Here is a 19,519-nt window from a genome sequence, read left to right on the forward strand (position 1 = left end):
GCCGCGCGGGGCCTGTACAGCGGCGCGCGGTTGCCGCGACAATGGCGTCCGGAACGTCGCGGTGCTTTACACGGCGCGCATTTGCTGGAGAATGTGCGGCAACGCAGACGGCTTCATGACATCAAGGCGGGATACAAGGCATGGTTTGGGCGGCGGGGGTTGCGGGAGACACGAAGGGCGGCGTGCCCGCGCGCATCGCGCGCGGGCTGGCGTGGCTTGGCGCGGCGCTGTGCGCGGCGGCGCTGGCCGGCTGCGGCGGCGGGCCGCGCAAGGACCCGCTCGCGGACGTGTCGTGGAGCTACGCGACCGACGCGGTGATGCTCGAACTCGTCGCCGACCCCGGCCTGAACCAGTACGACGGCGAGCCGCACACGCTGCTGCTCGGCATCTACGAAACGGCGGACCCGCAGGCCTTTCGCAATCTCGCCGCGGATCCGGCCACGCTCGCGAACACGATGGCCACCGGCAAGGTGCCGACCACGTTCCTGCAGTTCTCGCGCTACGTGGTCGCACCCGGCCAGCACGCGTACCTGATCCTCGACCGCGCGCAGAACACCCGCACGATCGGCCTCGTCGCCGGCTACGCGCAGATGGGCGCGGCCAATGCGGTGCGGCAGTACGACATTCCGGTCGTCACGAAGACGAGCGGCTTCATCTTCAGGAAACACACGCTGCTGCCGGGGCCGCTCGTCGTGCGGCTCAACCTCGGCCCGCAGGGCATCATCAATTCGGAGGTGCTGCCGAACGGCCCGAGCGCGGCCGATCTGCAGCGCGCGCAACAGCTGGAGGGCGGCGGCAAGGAGCTGCGGCTCGCCGGCAGCAGCGGCGCGGCCAGCGCGCCGCTCGCCGCCTCCGGCGCCGGTACGCCGGAGACGCCGCTGCGCAAGCTCGGCAACTAGAACCCAGACCGAACAAGGCGGATCCGCAGCAATGGACCACAACAAGGGCATCTACTGGCATCAGGGCATGTTCATGCAGCCGCAGCATTTCCAGCTTGCGGCGCTGTATGAGCAGTTTCGCAGCAAGCCGGTGGTTGAAACCGGGCTTCCGCATTTCTGGGGGGCGGGTGCGCTCGACGTCGCCGCGGCCGCGATCGCGAGCCAGACGATCGACATCCGGGCCGCGCAGCTGATCTTTCCGGACCGCACCTACGTCGAATTTCCCGGCAACGCGGTGCTTGCGCCGCGCCGCTTCGACGCGGACGCGGTCGGCGAGGGGCGCGCGCTCACCGTGTATCTCGGCGTGCGCAAGCTCGCCGCCGAAGGCGAGAACGTCACGCTGTGCGAGAGCGCCGACGACGCGGCCGCCGCATCGACCCGCTACGCGAGCCTCGCGCGCCCGCCCGAGGTGCCCGACCTGTACTCGGACGGTCCGCCCGCGCCGGTGCATACGCTGCTGCACGTCGTCAAGGTGTTCTTCGAAGGCGAGATCGCGAACCTCGGCCACTACGACCTGATTCCGGTCGCGCAACTCGTGCGCATCGGCGATACGGTGGCGCTGTCCGACCGCTTCATCCCGCCGAGCTATGCGCTGTCCGCGTCCGACACGCTGCTGCGCATCGTGCGCGAGATCCGCGACGACCTCGCCGGGCGCGCGCACCAGCTGCAGGAACTGAAGAGCCCGCGCGAACTGCAGAAGGCCGAGTTCGATCCCGGCTACATGGTGTTTCTGCTCGCGCTGCGCACGCTGTCGCGCGCGTGCCCGCAGCTCGTGCACCTGACGCAGACGCCCGGGGTGCATCCGTGGCACGTATACGGCGCGCTGCGCCAGCTGGTCGGCGAACTGAGCGCGTTTTCGGAGCGCTTCGACATGCTCGGCGAAGCGCAGGACGGCACGCCGGGGCTGCCCGCCTACGAACACGCGGACCTGTACGCATGCTTCTCGCGCGCCCAGGCGCTGATCGGCTTCCTGCTCGGCGAGATCGCGGTCGGCCCCGAGCATCTCGCGGTGCTCGAATACCGCGACGGCCTGTTCACGGGCGAGCTGCCGCGCACGTTCTTCGCACGGCGCAACCGCTTCTATCTGGTGCTGCGCTCCGAGCAGCCGGGCGGGCAACTGGTGGACGGCGTGCTGCGCGATGCCCGGCTCGCGACCGCGAGCGACGTCGCGCGCCTGATCGGCCATGCGCTGCCGGGGCTCGAACTGATTCACATGCCGAATGCGCCGCAGGGATTGCCGCGGCGCGCGTCGTCGTATTACTTCCGGATCGAGCAGGCGAGCGACCTGTGGGACGCGGTGGAGCGCGACGAGAGCATCGCGCTGCAATGGCCGGACGCGCCGCAGGATCTGCGTGCCGAAATCGTCGTGCTGCGGAGATAGCGTGCAACTTGCCGACTGCCTGATTCCCCTTTTCGCGCAGGTCCGCGCGTTCGTGCGCGAGCCCTCGGGCGACGCGCCGACGCTGACCGCGCAGCTCGACGGCGCGATCGCCGCCGCGCGGCTGCGCGCGCACGACGCGGGCCTCGCCGAGGCGGACGTCGACGAGGCGCTGTTCGCGTTCGCCGCCTGGGCCGACGAAGTGCTGCTCGCGGCCCGCTGGGAAGGCGCCGCGCAATGGCAGCGTCACCTGCTGCAGCGCCGCTACTGCAATCTGAGCAACGCGGGCGTCGTGTTCTACGAGCGCCTCGCGCAACTGACGCCCGCGCGGCTGCCGGTGCGCGAGGTGTTCTACCTGTGCCTCGCGCTCGGCTTCGGCGGGCGCTATGCGTACGACCGCAACCAGAAGGCGCTCACCGACATCAAGCGCAGCAATCTCGCGATGCTGCTGCCCGAGGGCGAACTGCCGGCCGGCGCCGACCAGCTGCTGTTCCCGGAGGGCTACGGCGGCGATGCGCCGCGTCCGGCCGCGCGTACCCGCCTGGCGCCGCGCCTGTCGGGCGCGACGCTGACCGCGATCGTGCTGCCGCTGCTCGTGCTGGCCGCGCTGTATGGCGTGTACTACTACGTCGTCGGGCAGTCCGTCGACACGCTGCTCGCGCAGATTCGCCTATGAAAAAGCTCGGCATCGTGCTGCTCTGGATCGTCGCGCTGATCGCGCTCGCGCTCGCCAGCTGGGGCGTCGTCCTGTACTTCGGGTGGCCGCTGTGGGTGGCGCTCGCGCTGTTCGTCGGCGTGCTCGCGCTGCTGTTCGTCGTCGGCTTCCTGCGGCGCATGTTCGTGCTGCTGCGCTCGCGCAGCCGGCTCGCGAAGCAGTCGGCCGCGCTGCGCGTCGAGGCCGACGCGTCGCCGCAGACGCTGCTCAGGCGCAAGTGGAAGGCGGCGGTCGCGACGCTGCGCGGCTCGAACCTGCGCAGCCGCGGCAACCCGCTGTACGTGCTGCCGTGGTTCATGGTGGTCGGCCGCTCGGGCACCGGCAAGACCACCGCGCTCACGCGCGCGCGGCTGTCCTCGCCGATCCAGAAAGTGAGCCAGCAGGCGCAGATCGGCCAGACCGCCAACTGCGACTGGTGGTACTTCGACCGCGCGGTCGTGATCGACTGCGCGGGGCGCTACGTGCACGCGGACGACATCGACCAGGACCGCCGCGAGTGGGAGCTCGGGCTCGACCTGCTCGGCCGCTACCGGCCGCGCGAGGGGCTCGACGGGCTGGTGCTGGCGGTCAGCGCGGACCGGCTCGTGTCGCCGGACCCCGACGGCTTCGCGGACGAGGGGCGCGTCGTGCGCGCGCGCGTCGAGCAGCTGATCCGGATGTTCGGCAAGCGCTTCCCGGTCTATCTGCTGATCACCAAGAGCGACCGCCTGTACGGCTTCGAGGAATGGGCGGCCGCGCTGCCGGCGAACGCGCTCGACCAGGCGATGGGGTATCTCGCCGACGAGCGCGAGGAGGACAGCGAAGCGGCCTTCGTCGGACGCGCGCTCGATTCGATCATGGCGCGGCTGCACGCGCTGCGGCTCGCGCTGCTCGCGCGCAACCCGCAGCCGGCGCCCGAGCTGCTGATGTTCCCGAACGAGCTCGACCAGCTGCGTGCCGGCCTCGTGATGTTCCTCACCGCGTGCGTCGCCGACAATCCGTATCTGGAGCGGCCGTGGCTGCGGGGGATCTTCTTCAGCAGCGGCCAGCAGGAGGGCGGCGCGGCGTCGGCCGTCGCGGGCGGGCTGCTGCCGCCGTCGCCGCGGCACGCGGGCGGCATCGCGGGGCTGTTCCTGCACGACTTCTTCGGCCGGATTCTGCCGCAGGACCGGCGCGCGTCGAAGCCGGCGCGCCTTGGCAACCCGTGGAAGCGCATCACGCAGGGCATCGGGATGGCCGGCTGGCTGCTGGTGCTGATCGCGCTCGGAATCCTGCTGTCGGTGTCGTTCTCCGGCGACATGCAGACGCTTGCGCTGGTGCGCGACGGGCATCCCGAGCGTGTCGCGCTGACCGGCAACCTCGCGCAGGACGCGGCGGCGCTTGCGTCGTCGAACGACCTGCTGATGCAGGTCGAGCAGAACGACCGGCGCTGGCTGTCCGGGCTGCTCGGCGACGCCGCGGGGCTCGCGGCGCTGGAGTCGCGTCTGCGCGGCGTGTTCGTCAAGCAATACCGCGAGGCGATCGAGCCGGCCACCGACCAGGATCTGCAGGCGGATCTCGCGCGCGTGAACGCGACGAGCCCGGCCGCCGATCCGGATGCGGCGGCCGAGCAGGCGAGCCTGATCCTCGATCTCGCGCGCTCGGTGAGCCTCCTGCAGGCGCGCCTGAACGGCGCGGACCGCGCCGCGCTGCAGGCGCTGCCGCAGCCGGTGCCGACCCAGCTCTATCCGGCGCCGCTGAACCAGCAGTTGAACCAGCTTGCGCTGTCGTATCTGGCCTGGTCGCCGGCCGACGCCGGTTATCTGCGCGAGCGCCTGAACGCGCGGCGCGCGCTGCTCGACCAGCTCGTGAGTGCCGATCCGCAGATGACCTGGCTCGCCGGCCTCGTGCCGGACAGCGGGACGCTCGCGCCGGTGCGCGCGAGCGATTTCTGGGGCCGTAGCGCCGCGGCGTCCGTGGCCGGCGCGCTGGGTTCCGGGGGCCGCTCGTTCGCGGGCGCGGTGCTCGGCGCGGGCGGCGCGGGCGGCATGGGCGGCATGGGCGGCATCGCCGGCGCAAACGTGGCCGCCGCCGCAGACAGCGCCGGCATCACGGTGCCGGCGGTCTATACGGTGGCCGGCAAGCAGGCGCTCGATGCGCTCGCCGCGCAGATCCGCGCGGCCGTCAGCAACCCGGCGCAGTTCGATCAGCAGCGCGCCGCGTTCGACGCGTGGTATCGCGTGCAGCGCATCGCCGCGTGGCAGAAGTTCGTCGACGCCTTCGCCAGCAGCCAGCCGCCGTATTCGAGCGAGCCCGACTGGCGTGCCGCGCTCGGCATCGTGAGCGGCCCGCAGAGCCCGTACTTCCGGCTGATCGCGCGCGTCGCGGACGAGTTCGCGGACACGCCGGACGGCGACGCGGGCACCCCCAACGCGCTGCCCGGCTGGATCGTGCTCGCGAAGCAGTTCCAGCAGCTGCGCGAGCAGGCGACGCGCGCCGGCGCGGCCAACAAGGCGGTCAAGGTGGTCGGCGCGATCAACGCGGTCGGCGCGTCGGCGCTCAGGCAGGCGTTTGCCGGTTCGCCGCAGGCCGGCGGCCAGACGGTGCGGACCAACCTCGGCGCGGTGGATGCGCTGAGCCTGTATTTCGGTCAGCTGAACAAGCTCGCGATCGACAGCAGCGCGGGCAGCGGCAAGGACTATCAGATCGCGGCGAACTTCCATCAGTTCGCGCTCAACCCGCAGCCGCAGCCGTCCGAGGTGATGAACGCGCTGCAGCCGCTCACCCGGCTGCAGACGCTGATCGGCCCCGGCGACGGCTCCGAGGCGCTCACGTGGAAGCTGGTTCGCGGGCCGTTCGACTTCGTCGTGAGCTATGTCGAGCAGCAGGCGTCGTGCGAACTGCAGCGCAACTGGCAGGCGAACGTGATCTGGCCGCTGCAGGGCGCGCCCGACAAGAGCGCGATGCTCGACCAGCTATACGGCGCGAAGGGCACGGTCTGGGCATTCGTGGACGGCGTGGCGAAGCCGTTCCTCGCGCGCAACGCGAGCCGCTACGACATCATCGCGACGCAGGGCTACGCCGTGCCGTTCGCGCCCGGCTTCCTGCCGATGCTCAACGATGCGCTGGGTCGCCAGCTTTCGCAGCAGCAGGCACAGCAGCGCAGCGCCGCCGCGAAGCAGACCCAGCAGTTGCAGGCGCAGCAGGCCCAGTTGCAGGCGCAGCAGACCCTCGCGCAGCTCGATCAGGCGCTGGCGACGGCCAAACAGCAGGCCGACGCGGCGCGCGCGACCAGCGTGCCGCTGACGATCACGTCGCAGCCGACCGGCGTGAACGCGGGCGCGAAAGCGAAGCCGTACGCGACGGTCCTGACAATCCAGTGCGCGGCCGGCGTGCAGACGCTGAACAACTACAACTTCCCGGTGAGCACGAGCTTCGCATGGCAGGCCGGCCAGTGCGGCGACGCGCGGCTGCAGATCCGCATCGGCAACCTGACGCTGACCCGCGACTATCCGGGCCCGCTCGGCGTGGCCGGGTTCCTCGGCGACTTCGCGAACGGCCAGCATCAGTTCGGCCCCGCGGACTTCCCGGCCGACGAAGCCGCGCTGAAGGCGCTCGGCGTGCAGCAACTGAGCGTGAGCTACGTGTTTGCCGGCAGTGACGGCGTGCTGAACGCGGCGCATACGATCGAGGCCTACGAGGCGCTCGCGAAGAGCACCGCGCTGCGCAAGCAGGAGATCCAGAACGCGCAGTCGCAACAGCAGCAGATGAGCCTCGTCGACCAGATCGCCGCACAGAACCCGCCGCTGCCGGCGTCCGTGCCGACGCTGCCGGACAGCGCGCCGAACCTCGGCAGTCTGGGCGTGCCGCCGAACGTGGGGGCCTGCTGGCGCGGGCCGGCCGCTCAAACGGCGGCGGGCAACTGAGGCCGGGCGCGGGGCGCGCGCCGCGCGCCTGCGCCCGGACGCCGACTCAGACCATCACTCAGACGATGAGCTTCACCGCCGTCGCGACGTTCAGCGGGGCGATGCGCGCGAGCAGCGCATCGGTTTCGGCGCCGTTGTCGTCGTGGCGGCTGAGGATCGCGTAGGCCGCGCGCAGGCCGTCGGCGGCGAGCGGGCCGTCCCACGCGGCGACGTCGAAGCGGTCGATTTCCGCGACCAGCGCGCGCGCGAATGCGTCGAGGCGCGCACCCGGCCGGTGTTCGAGCAGCAGGTCGCACAGCGCGGTGCGCAGCCGCAGGCGGGCGCCCGCCGCGGCGTGCTGGTCGATCGCGTCCTGCAGCGACTGCGCGGCGCCGGCCAGATCGCCGTCGGCGGCATTCGCGCGGGCGCGCGCCAGCACGGCCGCGAGCGGATCGGGCGGCGGCGCGGCCGCCGCGCCGCCGCCGGCCGTCGCGATCGACTGCAGCCATTGCAGCGTGTCCGCGCTGGCGAACGGCATCCCGTTGGAAAATTTCAGCTGTTCGAGGCCCGGCAGCCGCGCGACGAACTTCGCGGTCTCCTGGATCACCTCGCGGCGCGCCGCCGCCCACGCATCGCCGAGCAGCGTCAGCGACTGGGCGGCGACGCCGTGCAGGTCGAGCCAGAACGGATACTGACGCAACTGCGTCTCCGCAAACCCGACGAGATCCTGATGCGCGGCCCGCGACTGCAGTCCGCGAAACGCATCCTGCAGCGGCGGAATCGGGCCCGGCAGCGCGGTCTCGCCGCCGGCGCCGGCCGCCGGCGCGCGCTCGATGCCGGCCCACGCGCCGATGCGCCGCAGCCGGAAGCCGAGCGGATTCGACGGGTCCGCTTCCGCGTACCATGCGCCGATGTCGGCGAGGCGTTCCAGCGCGTCGGTGGCGGCCTGCTCGGCCGCGTCGGCCGAGTCGGGCTGAACCGGCGCGAGCGCGGCCGCGGCATAGGCGGGCGCGGAGGCGGCCATCGTGGCGGACGTGGAGGCGGACGTCGTGGCCGGCGCGGAGGCGGGCGCGGCGCCGCCGAACGCAGAAGCACCGCCGGGCGCCGCGTGCGCCGCCGGCCCGGGCGCGGGCGGTGCATCCGGCACGCCCGCCCCGTCCGGCGCGACCTCGGCGAGCGGCACGGTATTGAGCAGCGCGCGCAGCGGCTGCATCGACGGCGCGTCGGCATCCTTGTCGGCGAGGACGGCGTCGATGGCGGCGAGCGCCGCGCGCAGCCGTTCGACCTGCGCGGGATCCTGCGGCGGCAGGGTCGACCAGTCGCGCTCGTCGGCCTGCGCGCGCACGCGGTCGATCAGCCATTGCACCGCGTTGCGCCGCGCCCGCAGCCGCGCGAGCGGCGGGTAGAGCTGGGCCCAGTAGGTGTCGAACAGGTCGGCGATCACCTGCATGCCGTCCGCGAAGCCTTCGAGCTCGCGGGTCGCGAGCAGGCCGGCTGCCAGGTAGCTTGCCACCAGCACGTCCTTGCCCCTGGTGCCGAGCAGGACGCTCGCGAGCCGCACCACTTCGTTCCAGTCGGGCGTGCCGCTTGCCGCCGGGTTCGACATCTTCGCGATTTCGTTCTGCAGCAGATCGAATTCCGCATCGTCGCGCACGTCCGCGCCGCAAGGCTGGGCGTCCTGAATGGCTTGTTTGCCGAGGTTCGTGAGGTCGTTCACAGATCAGTAAGGTGTACGTAACAGAGGGAAACGGGCGCTCAGTTCCAGAGCGGCTCGATCGTCGCGTCGAGGAAGTAGCCGGCGCCGCGCTCGGTGCGCAACAGCGTCGGGTTCTTCGGATCGCGCTCGATCTTGCGGCGCAGCCGCAGAATCTGCACGTCGATCGCGCGGTCGTAGATGTCGTCGAACGCGCGCGTGCTTTCCAGCAGCTTTTCGCGCGAGATGATCCGTTGCGGCGCGCTCAGGAACACGACAAGCAGGTTGAACTCGGCGTTCGTGAGCGGCACGGCGGCATCGTCGGGCGAGGTGAGCCGGCGCGTATTCAGGTTCAGCGTCCAGCCGGCGAAACGGTACGCGCGCGGATGCTTGCCGCGCGTGACCGGCGTCTGCACCGACGCGCCCGCGCGGCGCATCACCGCGCGCATGCGCGCGAGCACCTCGCGCAGCGAGAACGGCTTCGTGATGTAGTCGTCCGCGCCGAGTTCGAGGCCCATCACGCGGTCGGCCTCGTCGTCGCGGCCGGTGATGTACATGATCGGCACCGCGGATTGCTCGCGCCAGCGGCGCGCGAGCTCGGTGCCGTCGCCGTCCGGCAGCCCGAGATCGAGCAGCACGAGGTCATACGGGCGCGCCGCAAAGGCACTCATCGCTTCGAGCGCGCTTGCCGCGCCGTCGGCCCGGTAGCCGTGGCCGGCGAGGTACTCGATCAGCATGGTGCGCATCGAGTGGTCGTCGTCGACGACGAGAATGGCGTGTTGCGGGTTCAGGCTCATCAGAGGTCCTTCAGGGCAAGCGCGGCGGCACGGCCGAGCGCTTCACGGTCGAATGGCTTGGCGAGCGCGAACGCGCGGGCCGCGTGCGCGATCCCCGCGAGGCCGGGCTGCGCCGAGCACAGGATGACGGGCAGCGCCGGCGCGCGGGCGCGCAGGCCGGCGGCGAACGCGGCGGCATCGGCCGGCGCACGGTCGACGTCGGCGAGCAGCAGGCTGATCGCGCCGTCGAACTGCGCGGCCCGCGCCAGCGCGGGCTCCGCGTCGGCGTAGCCGAGCGGCTCGAAGCCGAGTTCGGCCAGCCAGTCCTCGGTGCGCTCGCGCGACGCGCTGTCGTCGTCGATCAGGATCACGGTTTCGCCGTTGCCGGGCGGGGCTTGCGGCGCATCGGCCGGCAGCGCCGCAGTGGGCAGCGCCGGCGATGCCGGCACGCCCGAGTGCGATGCCACGGTGGGGGAGACCGCCGGCGCGTGCGAATGCGATACGGCGTTCGTAGAACCTGGCGGCGCGCCCGAATGCGAGTCCGCGAGCGGAGAACGCGGCGGCGCGCCCGAATACGATTCCACGAGCGGAGAACCCGGCGGTGCGCCCGAATGCGAGTCCGCGAAGGGAGAACCCGCCGGTACGCCCGAATACGATTCCGCGGCGGTAGAACCCGCCGGCGCGCCCGAATGCGAGTCCGCGAAGGGAGAACCCGCCGGTACGCCCGAATACGATTCCGCGAAGGGAGAACCCGCCGGCGCGCGCCGGGACGCGTCGTCGAACGTGTCCGGCTCCACCTGGGCGTGCGCGCCCGCGCGCGCCTGCACGCTCGGCAGCAGCAGCCGGAAGCGCGTGCCGCTTGCGCTGGTCGCGAGGCTCACGCCGCCCTGGTGCTCGCACGCAACGCCCGCGACGATCGCGAGCCCGAGCCCGGTGCCGGCACCCTTCGCGCGCGTCGAATAGAACGGTTCGAACAGGTGCGGCAGATGATCGGCGGGGATGCCGTCGCCGTCGTCGGCCACTTCGATCCATACGGCGGACTCGGGCGGAATGTCGCCGACCGCAATCGGCTCCGCGCTCGCGTCGCCGCTGCCGACGCGCACCGTCACCTGCGCATGCGCCGCCTGACACGCATTGCGCACGAGATTGAGCACCGCGCGCACGAGCTGCCCCTGGTGCGCGTCGACGAGGATGCGCGCATCGGGCGGTTCGAGCGCGATCGCGACGCCGCCTCGGGCGAGCGGCCGCGCGAGGCTCACCGCTTCATGGACGAGCGGCGCGAGCGCAAGCGTCTCGCGCACGCGATCGCCGCGCCGCGCCGCGAGCAGGATCTGCTCGGTCAGGTCGCGCCCGCGCGCCGATGCCGTCTGCAGTTCGCGCAGCGGTCCGAGCGCGGGCGACGCGCCGTCGAGACGGCCCTCGGCGATTTCCGCGAAACCGTCGACCGCGCACAGGATGTTCTTGAAGTCGTGCGCGACGCCGCCCGCGAGCAGCCCGAGCGATTCCATCCGGCGCGCCTGTTCGAGACGCAGCGCGAGTTGCCGCCGCTCGCGCGTCGCGACCGCGACGAAGAACGACAGCATCGCGAGCCCGGCCATGTCGACCTGCAGCCGCCAGGTGCTGTCGGCGCCGTCGTACTGGTACGGGCCGAGATGCATCAGCGTGAGCAGCACGCCGAGCACGGCGGCGGTGCCGACGGTCGCCGCCGCGCCGGTCAGTCCGCCGTAGATCGCGGTGGCGGCAAGCACGAGCGACAGCGCGCTGCGCTGGACTTCCTCGGACAGATGCAGGCCTGCGACCGCGGCAAGAATCAGCACGACCGCGACGCTGCCGATCGGCGCGCTCAGATTCGCGTGTCTCGGACCCGTGCCGGGCGTGGCGGCCGTACCGGGCGGCGTGGGCCGCCACGCGAGCAGCGCCGGCACCAGCACGAGCACCGCGACGCCGTTGCCGACCATCAGCGTGCGCCATTCGCGCCACCAGTCCGTGTGGGTCAGATAACCGGCGAGCGTCGCGCCCAGCACCGACGTGAGGCCGATGCCCGCCAGCGGCAGCAGCGCGAGAAAGCGCACGAGGCTCGCGGTGCTGGCGAGGCGGCCGGTGCGATCGACGTAATGATGGCCGAGCCACGCGCACAGCACGACCTCGAACACGTTGAGTGCGCCGAAGCCGACGTCGGTGCGCCAGGGCTGGGAATCGAAGATGCCGACCGCGACAATGGCGGCGAAGATCGCGAGCAGATGGATTGCCCATCGGCGCGGCGGCAGCGGCCACAGGAAGGCGATCGCGACAGCCGGCGCCGGCCACGCGATGGCGGCGATCGTGCCGGGGCCTTGCAGTTTCGCGACGGGCAGCGCGAGCAGGTAATAGACCACGCCCAGCGCAAGCGCGCCACCCAGCGTGCGCGCGCGGGCCGACGCCGGTGCCCGCGTCATGCGCTCCCTCCCCGTAGTGCGCCGACATCTCTCATGAACGGAGTCCGCTGCCAATTTCGGGAAATGATAGCAAACTCACGTCGCGCGCAGACCGCCGCGCCGGCGCGGGGCGCGCGCGGCCGGCGCCGGACCGGGCGCGGCGGCGGAGAAGCCGGGATCCGGCCGGGTCGGCGCGCGCTTTTGCCGGGGTCAGGCGGACGGTGGGGACAGCATGCGACGGCGATCCGGCCGGGATAACGCGCAGACCGGGCCGCAGGGAGAGGGCTCAGTCGCCGTTGACGAACGCGGTCAGTTGACGGTTGAACTGCTGCGGATGCGACACGTTCATGCCGTGGGTCGCGCCGTCGATCGTCACGCGTTCGGCGAACTGCACCCATTGCGCGAGCGCCGCGACGTTGTTGCGGAACATGCGCGGGCTGCGCTGCCCGTCGATCAGCAGCGTTCTGCACTTGATGCCGGCGGCGGACGACGCCGAAAACGCCGGCAGCGGATCGCACAACTGCTTCGGCAAGGTGGTCGCATTGGCGAGGGCCATCTGGCGGAAGGCGCGCGGGCTCTGCTTCCAGGTGCCGGGCGCGCTGACCGAGTCGACGAACAGTTCCAGCCCGGCCTCGAACTCGCCGGCGTCGATCAGGCTCGCCGCGCGCGAGCGCAGCACGTTGGTGGCGGCGGGCAGTGCCGCGTCCTCGTCGTCGGTCAGCAGGAGCGGGCCGCCCGGGTCGGCGAGCACGAGCGAGCGCACGAGGCGCGGATAGCGGCGCGCGAGCTGATACGCGAGATTGCCGCCGCGCGAATGCCCGACGAGGTGCACGGAATCGAGACCCAGCGCCCCGACGAACCCGGCCAGTTCGGCGACGTGCGTGTCCCAGCCGAATTCGCTCTGGATGCACGCGTCGAGCGCGGGCCAGTAGTGGCTCAGGCTCGGCGCGATGCAGCGGAACTGTTGCGCGAGCGGTTCCATCTGCGGCGCCCAGTACCGGTAATCGCACAGCGAGCCGTGCACGAACAGCAGCGGCTCGCCGACGCCGCGTTCGAGGTAGGGCAACGCGACGCCCGAAGGCAGCGTGGCAAACGAAAGGTCGGGCGCGGCGAAAAGAGTCGGGTCGATATGCGGGTTCACGGCGGTTCTCCGGCGTTCTGGTAGCACTGTGCCGCAAACGGGTGTTCAAGAAAAACGCTTTTAATTGAATGGAGTAATCAGATTTTCTGAAGGGTGGCGGGGCGGGCACCGGGGCTGGCGCGATTGCTGGCCGGGATCGGGGCCGCCGGGGGGCGCGGCGATCGCGGCGAGGCCCGCGCGGCGGCCCCGTGACCCCGTGACCCCGCGGTCCCGTGGCTTTGCAAGCGGTCACGCGGGGGCGGGACGTGTGCTCTGCACGCGATGGCGCACCAGGTGGCCGAGCGCGGCCGCAAGCGTCGCCGCGGCCGCATAGTACGGGAGCGCGGCCGGGTTGACGCCCGAGGACATCAGCACGCCGCCCATCAGCGCGCCTGCCGCGCTGCCGAGGTAATTGCACGAGCTATTGAGGGCGACGGCTGCCGGACCGTGATCCGGCTGCAGGTCGAGCAGCATATGCTGCTGCGGGGCGAGTGACGCCCATCCCATCGCGCCCCAGAGGAGAAAGGGCACCAGCGCGACAGGGCCGGCCGGGGCGACGAGCGGCAGCGATGCGAGCGACGCGGTGAGGATGACTAGAATCCCGGTCAGCAGACGGGCCGGATGGGCGGTCCGGTCGATCAACGGTCCGACGGCAAAGCTTCCGATCAGACCGCCGGTGCCCCAGACCCAAAGGTCATACTTGATGTCGCCAGCCCCGGTCAGCGCGTGCAATATCGGCGCAAGATAGGTGTAGAGGCCCAGGCTGCCGAGCGCGGTCAGAAACGATATGCCGACGGTTGCGGAAACCTGCCCGTGTCCGAGTATGCGCAACCGGTCGCGCAACGATGGCGGCTGGCGCAGCGGAATCGCCGGCAACCGGTGCATCGGCGCCGCAGCCGCCGCGCGCGGCCGCCTCATCCGGTTGGCCGGCGGCTGGCCCGGTCGCGTCGCTCAACGTGTCTCCCCCAGGAAAGAAAAAAGCAGGAAAAACCGAATGACCCTGAAGTCATTCGGATTCCTGTTCATCTTTCAACAGAAGGCGGCACAAAACAATCTGACAAGTATGAAATATCGCGCAACGACGCTTGCTGCCCGTTATCCGCCGCTCGCCTGATTCAGCGTCAAATGTTTCGTTTCGGGCGCCCATGCGATCGAGACGACCATCCCCAGCGCGAGCACCGCCGCGAGCGCGAACATCGTCGCGTGAAAGCCGAGCGTCGCGATGCCGATCGGCAGCAGGAAGGTGCCCACCGCCGAGCCGAGCCGGCTGCACGCAATCGCCAGTCCGACCCCGCACGCGCGCACCTCGGTCGGGAAGCATTCGGGCGGAAACACGCCGACCAGGTTCGAGAACGCCGACATCGTCAGCGTGAACACCGCGAACGCGACGATCATCGCGAGCGGCGCGGACTCCGGCAAAACGCTGAGCGCGAGCAGCGCCACGCACGTGACCGCGAACGAGCCGATCAGGAAGCGCCGCCGCGACAGCGCGATCGTCAGCCAGATGCCCGCCAGCGCGCCCAGCACGAGGAAGCCGTTGAGCAGCAGGTCCGCGCCCGAACCGTCGTCGAGGCGGATGGCCTTCAGGATCGACGGCAGAAACGTGTAGATCGCGAAGTACGGAATCACGAGGCACACGAAGAACGCACAGTTGAAGACCGTGCGCCGGATCAGGTCGCGCCGGAACAGCCGCGCGAAGCCGCCGCGCGCCCGCGCATGGGCGCCCGCGCCCGGGTGGGGACCGTCGAGCGTCACATGCGGGCCGAAGTACCGGCGCACGACCGCCTGCGCTTCGGCCACGCGGCCCTTGCCGTGCAGCCAGCGCGGCGACTCCGGCGTGCCGATGCGCAGGATCAGGATCGCGAGCGCCGGCACGCCGGCCGATGCGAGCAGCCAGCGCCATGCGTCCGGCGATGCGTCGGCGTAATGCATGCCGACCACGTTGGCGATCACGTAGCCGATGGTCCAGATCACGCTGAACGAGCCGAGCAGCGTACCGCGATGCCTGCGCGGCGAGAACTCCGCGAGGATCGCATGGCCGACGGTGAAGTCGCCGCCCATCCCGATGCCGATCAGCACGCGCAGCGCGCACAGCATCGCGGGCGAGTTCGCGTAGAACTGCGCGAACGCGGCGAGCGTGATGATCACGAAGCTCAGCAGGAAAATGCGCTGCCGTCCCATCCGGTCCGACAGCCAGCCGAACCCGAGGCTGCCGGCGAAGATGCCCATCAGCGCGGCGCTGCCGAGCATGCCCTGCCAGAACGGATCGAGCGGCATCTGCCGGTTCAGCGTCACGAGCGCGTAGCTGATCGTGCCGAGCGCATAGCCTTCGGTGAAGTGCGCCCCGAACGTGAGGCCGGCGATCCGCACGTGGAATGCGTTCAGCGGCACGTCGTCGAGGGCGGTCGTGCGCCGGTCGTGGTGCGCCGCGCCGGCTGGCGCGCCGGCGGTGACGGCCGCGGCGGCGGTGCCGCGCGCCGGCCGGGCAAGCAGTTCCTGGTCGTTCAAGCTGTCTCCTGTCTGTTCTGCACGTCGGGGCGACGACGGCGGCGCCGGCATGCGATGCGCTGACGTGGCCCGACCGATTGTGCAATGCAGGAGGCGGCGCGCTGAAACGATGTTTTTTGATCCGGGGTATCAGGTGGACTCAACTCCGGGTTTTCACCAGGCCATCACGTTCATCACGCACGCGCACGCGAGGGACCGTCCGCTCCCCCGCGCCCGACCCGGCAGCGCCCGGTTCAGTCGAGGCGCTTCACTGCGTGCGTCTGCTCGACGACCCACTCCTGCAGCGAGACCTCGATCGTAATGAACGAGCGGTTGCCGCCGCGCCGGAAGCGCCCCGCATACAGCTTGCCGGCGGGATCGGCGACGACGCCGCTGAGCGACGAGCGCGGCGCGTCCCCGGCAAGCGCGATCTCGCCCGAGACGTTCAGGATCTCGACCCCGGGTCCGCTGACCGTCACGTGCTGCTCGCCCGCGCCGCAGCCGCGCGCGAGCTGCGCTTCGATCAGGCTGCCGACTGCGCTGCGCAGCACCGCGCGTTCGATCCCGTGCGCGGCGCACAGCGCTTCGAGCGACGCGACCAGGTCTTCGTTGGGTTTGAGGCGGGCGACGACGAGGCGTCCGTAGTGCCCGGTTTCGATGGAGACGGCGGAAGAGAGCGGGGCGGTCATGAGGTCGTAGCCGGTTGCAGCAGATCGAAAGTGGTTTCCGTATCGGGGGCGACGACGAGTTCGACGCCGTCGAACAGGCACACGCGCAACGGCATGCCGTCGCTGCCCGCGAGCGTCTGTTCGAGAATCAGATGGCCGCCGTGCTGCGTGCCGTGCGCATCGACGAAGCCGCCGTGGCAATGCAGGATGCGCGAACCGTCCGCGCGACGCCCGATCGTGAAGTTCGCGCCGATCAGCGTGTTCTCGCCGCGGCACACGATCGGCGGTCCGTACACATACGGCTTCGGGCCGTGCGCCGCGTGCATCATCACGTGATACTGGATCTGGCTGCAGACGCCGCCGTCGATGCGTCCGCAGCCCGCGCAGGCCGGCTCGCCGTCGAGCAGCGCATGCAGCGTGGCGCCGAGGTTCGCGCCCGGCGGCAGCGCGATGCGCCATTCGCGCGTGCGGCGGCGCGTCACCGCGTCGACGATGCGCGGGGCGAGCGCGCGCCCCGGATGGGCAAACGCCCGGTTCGGCTCGGTGCGCCCGGGGCGCCGCCGTGCTTGTGCCACGGCGTCGTCCGGAGGGGACATCGTTGAATGCATGATTGGGTTCTCCACTGAACGCCCGGGTAGGGCGCGACCCGTTACGCAAGATCGATGCCGGTGCTGCGTCGCGCGTGGCCGGCGCGGCCCCGGACGGGCGCCCGGGCGCTCGCCTGCGGCGGTTGGACGAACCGCGCGGCGCCCCGCGCAGAGGGCACACAGGGCGTGGAGTGCGTCAGGTGTCGCGGCGCGCATGCGACACCTGACGCGCGGCCGCGCGACGCATGCGCCGGGCGAGGCATGCGTGCGTGCGGGATAAGCGCCTGATAAGCGCGGCGCAAGCCCCCGACAAGCGCGGGATAGGCGAGGGATAGGCGGCGGGATAAGCGGCGGGATAGGCGAGGGATAGGCGAGGGATAGGCGAGGGATAGGCGAGGGATAGGCGAGGGATAGGCGAGGGATAGGCGGCGGGATAGGCGGCGGGATAGGCGAGGGATAGGCGCGGGGCCGCGCACGGTTGCGCGCGCCCGACGCCGCTCACGCGCCGGGGTGGAGTTCGGCGGCGCGCTGCTGTGCGATGTCGACGAAGGTCTGGATGCAGGGATTGTGATTGAGCCGGTTCCACGTGACGTTCACGTCCACGTGCGGCGGATTCGCGAGCGGGCGGAACTTCACGTTCAGCGGGCGCGCGGTTTTCATCGAGCGATGCACGAGCGCGACGCCGAGCCCCTGGCTCACGAGATTGACGATCGTCTGCTGGTAGTTCGTTTCGAGGCGGATCTTCGGCGTGAAGCCGCACTGCTTGCAGTGCGAGACGATCGCGTCGTAGACGTAGGGCGCCGCGACGCGCGGCGAGATCAGGAACGATTCGCCGCGCAAGGCGGCCGCGTCGATCGCGCCGTTGCGGCGCGCGAGCGGATGCTGCGCGGGCAGCGCGGCCACCAAGGGTTCGCGGAACACCGTGCGGGTGTCGAGCCCTTCGAGGTCGTCGGGCGGATACATGATCGCGACGTCGGTCTGGCTCTCGCGAATCTCCTGGATCAGCAGGCGCGGGATCGATTCGGTCAGGTGCACGTCGACGTCCGGGTAGGCGGACGTGTAGGCGCGCGTGATCGGCGGCAGCACGCTGTACGCGGTGGCGAACATGAAGCCGACCGACAGCGATCCGCTATGGCCGAGGCTCGCGCTCAGCGCATTGCGGCGCGCCCGCTCGACCGACGCGAGGATCTCTTTCGCGTCGCCGAGAAAGCGTTCGCCCGCCGCCGTGAGCCGCACGCTGCGCCGGTTGCGCTCGAGCAGCACGACGCCCAGTTCCTCCTCCAGCAGCGCGATCTGCCGCGACAGCGGCGGCTGCGAAATGTGCAGCCGCTCGGCGGCGCGCCCGAAATGCAGGGTTTCGCCGAGCACCGAAAAGTAGTGCAGATGCCGCAACTCCATCGTCGCTCCTCAGGATCGATCTCAGGACTAATACCGCAAAGGTATGACAGGGTGACGATTATTGTATTGGAAAATATGAGTGACGCGCACTAATCTGCGTCCACGACAGGTCGTTGCGCAGGGGCCCCAACCGGCCACCCCGGCCCGCAACGGCCCGGAGCCGGCCGCCGACACGGCGGCCCGATCATGGAACGGAGACAGTCGTGAGCGCCCACAAAGCAGCCCACCCCGTCCACGCCTTGCCGGAAGGGAACGCCCCCGGACGCGGGTGGGACGAACATAACGAAACCGATCGCGCGATGCGCGACGCCATCGCACGCGGCAGGCGCTTCATCGAGCGCGGCCTGCCGGTTCTGATACTCGGCGAGACGGGCACCGGCAAGGAGCTTGTCGCGCGTGCACTGCATGCGTACAGCGTTCGCCGCGCGGGGCGCGCGGACGCGCCGCTCGTCGCGCTCAACTGCGCGTCGATTCCCGATACGCTGATCGAAAGCGAACTCTTCGGCTATGCGCGCGGCGCGTTCTCCGGCGCGCTCGCGACCGGGCTGAAGGGCAAGCTCGCGAGCGCCCACGGCGGCACGCTCTTTCTCGACGAGATCGGCGACATGCCCGCCGCGCAGCAAACGCGCCTGCTGCGCGCGCTGTCCGAGCGGGAAATCACGCCGCTCGGCGCGACCGAGCCGCTGTCGGTCGATTTCCAGCTGATCTGCGCGACCCACCAGGACCTGCATGTGCTCGTCGACGCCGGCGCGTTCCGCGCGGACCTGTACTACCGGATCGCGGTCGGCGTGCTGAGACTGCCGCCGCTGCGCGAGCGCACGGACCTGCGGACGCTCGTCGCGCGGATCGCCACACAGGAGGCGGGCGCTCCCGTCACGCTGTCGCAGGCGGCCTGGGCCTGCGTCGAGGCGTGCACGTGGCCGGGCAACGTGCGCCAGCTGCGCGCGGTGCTGCGCTCTGCGTGCGCGCTCGCGCGCGGCGCGCACATCGACGCCGACGATCTGCCGCACGACCTGCTGCGCGCCGGCGTGCAGCCTCGCATGCAGCGAGACGCGGATCGAGGCATGCAGCGAGATGCACATCAAGACACGCATCAAGACACGCATCAAGGCGCTCATCGAGACGCACATCAAGACACGCATCGAGGCATGCCGTGGACGGCGGTGCAGCCGTCGCCCGGACACCGTGCGCCGGCAGGCCCGCGCGGCGCGCAACGCGAGCGCGTGCTGCGCGTGCTGGCGCAGACGCGCTGGAACGTCTCGGTGGCCGCGCGCGATCTCGGCATCTGCCGCTCCACGCTTTACCGGCAGCTGAAGTCGCTCGGCATTCCGCACATCCGCGACGCGGGCGCCGCGCTGCTCGATGCCGATCCCGACGCGGGCGCCGCGGTCGTGGCCTGAAGCTGTTCCGCGGGGCGGGTCGTCCGGCCGCCGCGGCGCGTTTGTTCGTTGTTTGTCCGTTCATCAAACAAGGCCGGCGGAC

General features: G+C 71.0%; 14 protein-coding genes. 5 read left to right on the forward strand and 9 right to left on the reverse strand.

The genetic code is table 11. The features are described 5' to 3' along the window. The first annotated feature begins 140 nt into the window (after positions 1-140). Genes tssJ through AC3AP7_RS23355 form a run of 4 tightly spaced genes read left to right on the forward strand, consistent with a single transcriptional unit; the run spans position 141 to position 6,915 of the window. Complete coding sequence (gene tssJ / locus AC3AP7_RS23340) at positions 141-899, forward strand: type VI secretion system lipoprotein TssJ (RefSeq protein ID WP_487364902.1); 759 nt, start codon at positions 141-143, stop codon at positions 897-899. 31 nt (positions 900-930) lie between these two features. Then, on the forward strand, positions 931-2,319 hold the full coding sequence (tssK, locus tag AC3AP7_RS23345) for a type VI secretion system baseplate subunit TssK (protein ID WP_487364903.1): 1,389 nt from the start codon (positions 931-933) through the stop codon (positions 2,317-2,319). 1 nt (position 2,320) lies between these two features. Then, positions 2,321-2,992 carry a DotU family type IV/VI secretion system protein gene (locus tag AC3AP7_RS23350; protein WP_487364904.1) on the forward strand — a complete coding sequence of 224 codons (672 nt, stop codon included), beginning with the start codon at positions 2,321-2,323 and terminating at the stop codon, positions 2,990-2,992. Beyond that, complete coding sequence (locus tag AC3AP7_RS23355) at positions 2,989-6,915, forward strand: type VI secretion protein IcmF/TssM N-terminal domain-containing protein (RefSeq protein WP_487364905.1); 3,927 nt, start codon at positions 2,989-2,991, stop codon at positions 6,913-6,915. The genes AC3AP7_RS23350 and AC3AP7_RS23355 overlap by 4 nt, the downstream gene beginning before the upstream one ends. A gap of 58 nt (positions 6,916-6,973) precedes the next feature. On the opposite strand, the gene tssA is transcribed toward AC3AP7_RS23355, so the two are convergent. From tssA to AC3AP7_RS23400, 9 genes are all read right to left on the reverse strand, one after another. Beyond that, positions 6,974-8,611 carry a type VI secretion system protein TssA gene (gene tssA / locus AC3AP7_RS23360; protein ID WP_487364906.1) on the reverse strand — a complete coding sequence of 546 codons (1,638 nt, stop codon included), beginning with the start codon at positions 8,609-8,611 and terminating at the stop codon, positions 6,974-6,976. A 38-nt stretch (positions 8,612-8,649) separates the two neighbouring features. Further along, positions 8,650-9,384, reverse strand: a complete 735-nt coding sequence (locus AC3AP7_RS23365; protein WP_487364907.1) for a response regulator — start codon at positions 9,382-9,384, stop codon at positions 8,650-8,652. Next, positions 9,384-11,798, reverse strand: a complete 2,415-nt coding sequence (locus tag AC3AP7_RS23370; protein WP_487364908.1) for a sensor histidine kinase — start codon at positions 11,796-11,798, stop codon at positions 9,384-9,386. The genes AC3AP7_RS23365 and AC3AP7_RS23370 overlap by 1 nt, the downstream gene beginning before the upstream one ends. A gap of 265 nt (positions 11,799-12,063) precedes the next feature. Beyond that, entirely contained in the window at positions 12,064-12,918 is an 855-nt protein-coding gene (locus AC3AP7_RS23375; RefSeq protein WP_487364909.1) for an alpha/beta fold hydrolase, read from the reverse strand. 228 nt (positions 12,919-13,146) lie between these two features. Further along, positions 13,147-13,773, reverse strand: coding sequence for an MFS transporter (locus AC3AP7_RS23380; protein ID WP_487364910.1), 627 nt, complete (start codon positions 13,771-13,773; stop codon positions 13,147-13,149). 219 nt (positions 13,774-13,992) lie between these two features. Beyond that, positions 13,993-15,405: an MFS transporter gene (locus AC3AP7_RS23385; protein WP_487364911.1), complete on the reverse strand. Its 1,413-nt coding sequence runs from the start codon at positions 15,403-15,405 to the stop codon at positions 13,993-13,995. 233 nt (positions 15,406-15,638) lie between these two features. Continuing rightward, positions 15,639-16,073, reverse strand: coding sequence for a PPC domain-containing DNA-binding protein (locus AC3AP7_RS23390; RefSeq protein WP_487364912.1), 435 nt, complete (start codon positions 16,071-16,073; stop codon positions 15,639-15,641). Beyond that, positions 16,070-16,660 (reverse strand): PPC domain-containing DNA-binding protein, encoded by a 591-nt coding sequence (locus AC3AP7_RS23395; RefSeq protein ID WP_488324870.1) that lies wholly within the window; start codon positions 16,658-16,660, stop codon positions 16,070-16,072. The genes AC3AP7_RS23390 and AC3AP7_RS23395 overlap by 4 nt, the downstream gene beginning before the upstream one ends. 477 nt (positions 16,661-17,137) lie before the next feature. Beyond that, complete coding sequence (locus AC3AP7_RS23400; RefSeq protein ID WP_487364914.1) at positions 17,138-18,037, reverse strand: LysR family transcriptional regulator; 900 nt, start codon at positions 18,035-18,037, stop codon at positions 17,138-17,140. 203 nt (positions 18,038-18,240) lie between these two features. On the opposite strand from AC3AP7_RS23400, the gene AC3AP7_RS23405 reads away from it, so the two are divergent. Next, positions 18,241-19,437 carry a sigma-54-dependent Fis family transcriptional regulator gene (locus AC3AP7_RS23405; RefSeq protein WP_487364915.1) on the forward strand — a complete coding sequence of 399 codons (1,197 nt, stop codon included), beginning with the start codon at positions 18,241-18,243 and terminating at the stop codon, positions 19,435-19,437. Positions 19,438-19,519 lie beyond the last annotated feature (82 nt).

Source organism: Paraburkholderia sp. PAMB 6770 (genome assembly GCF_057748135.1).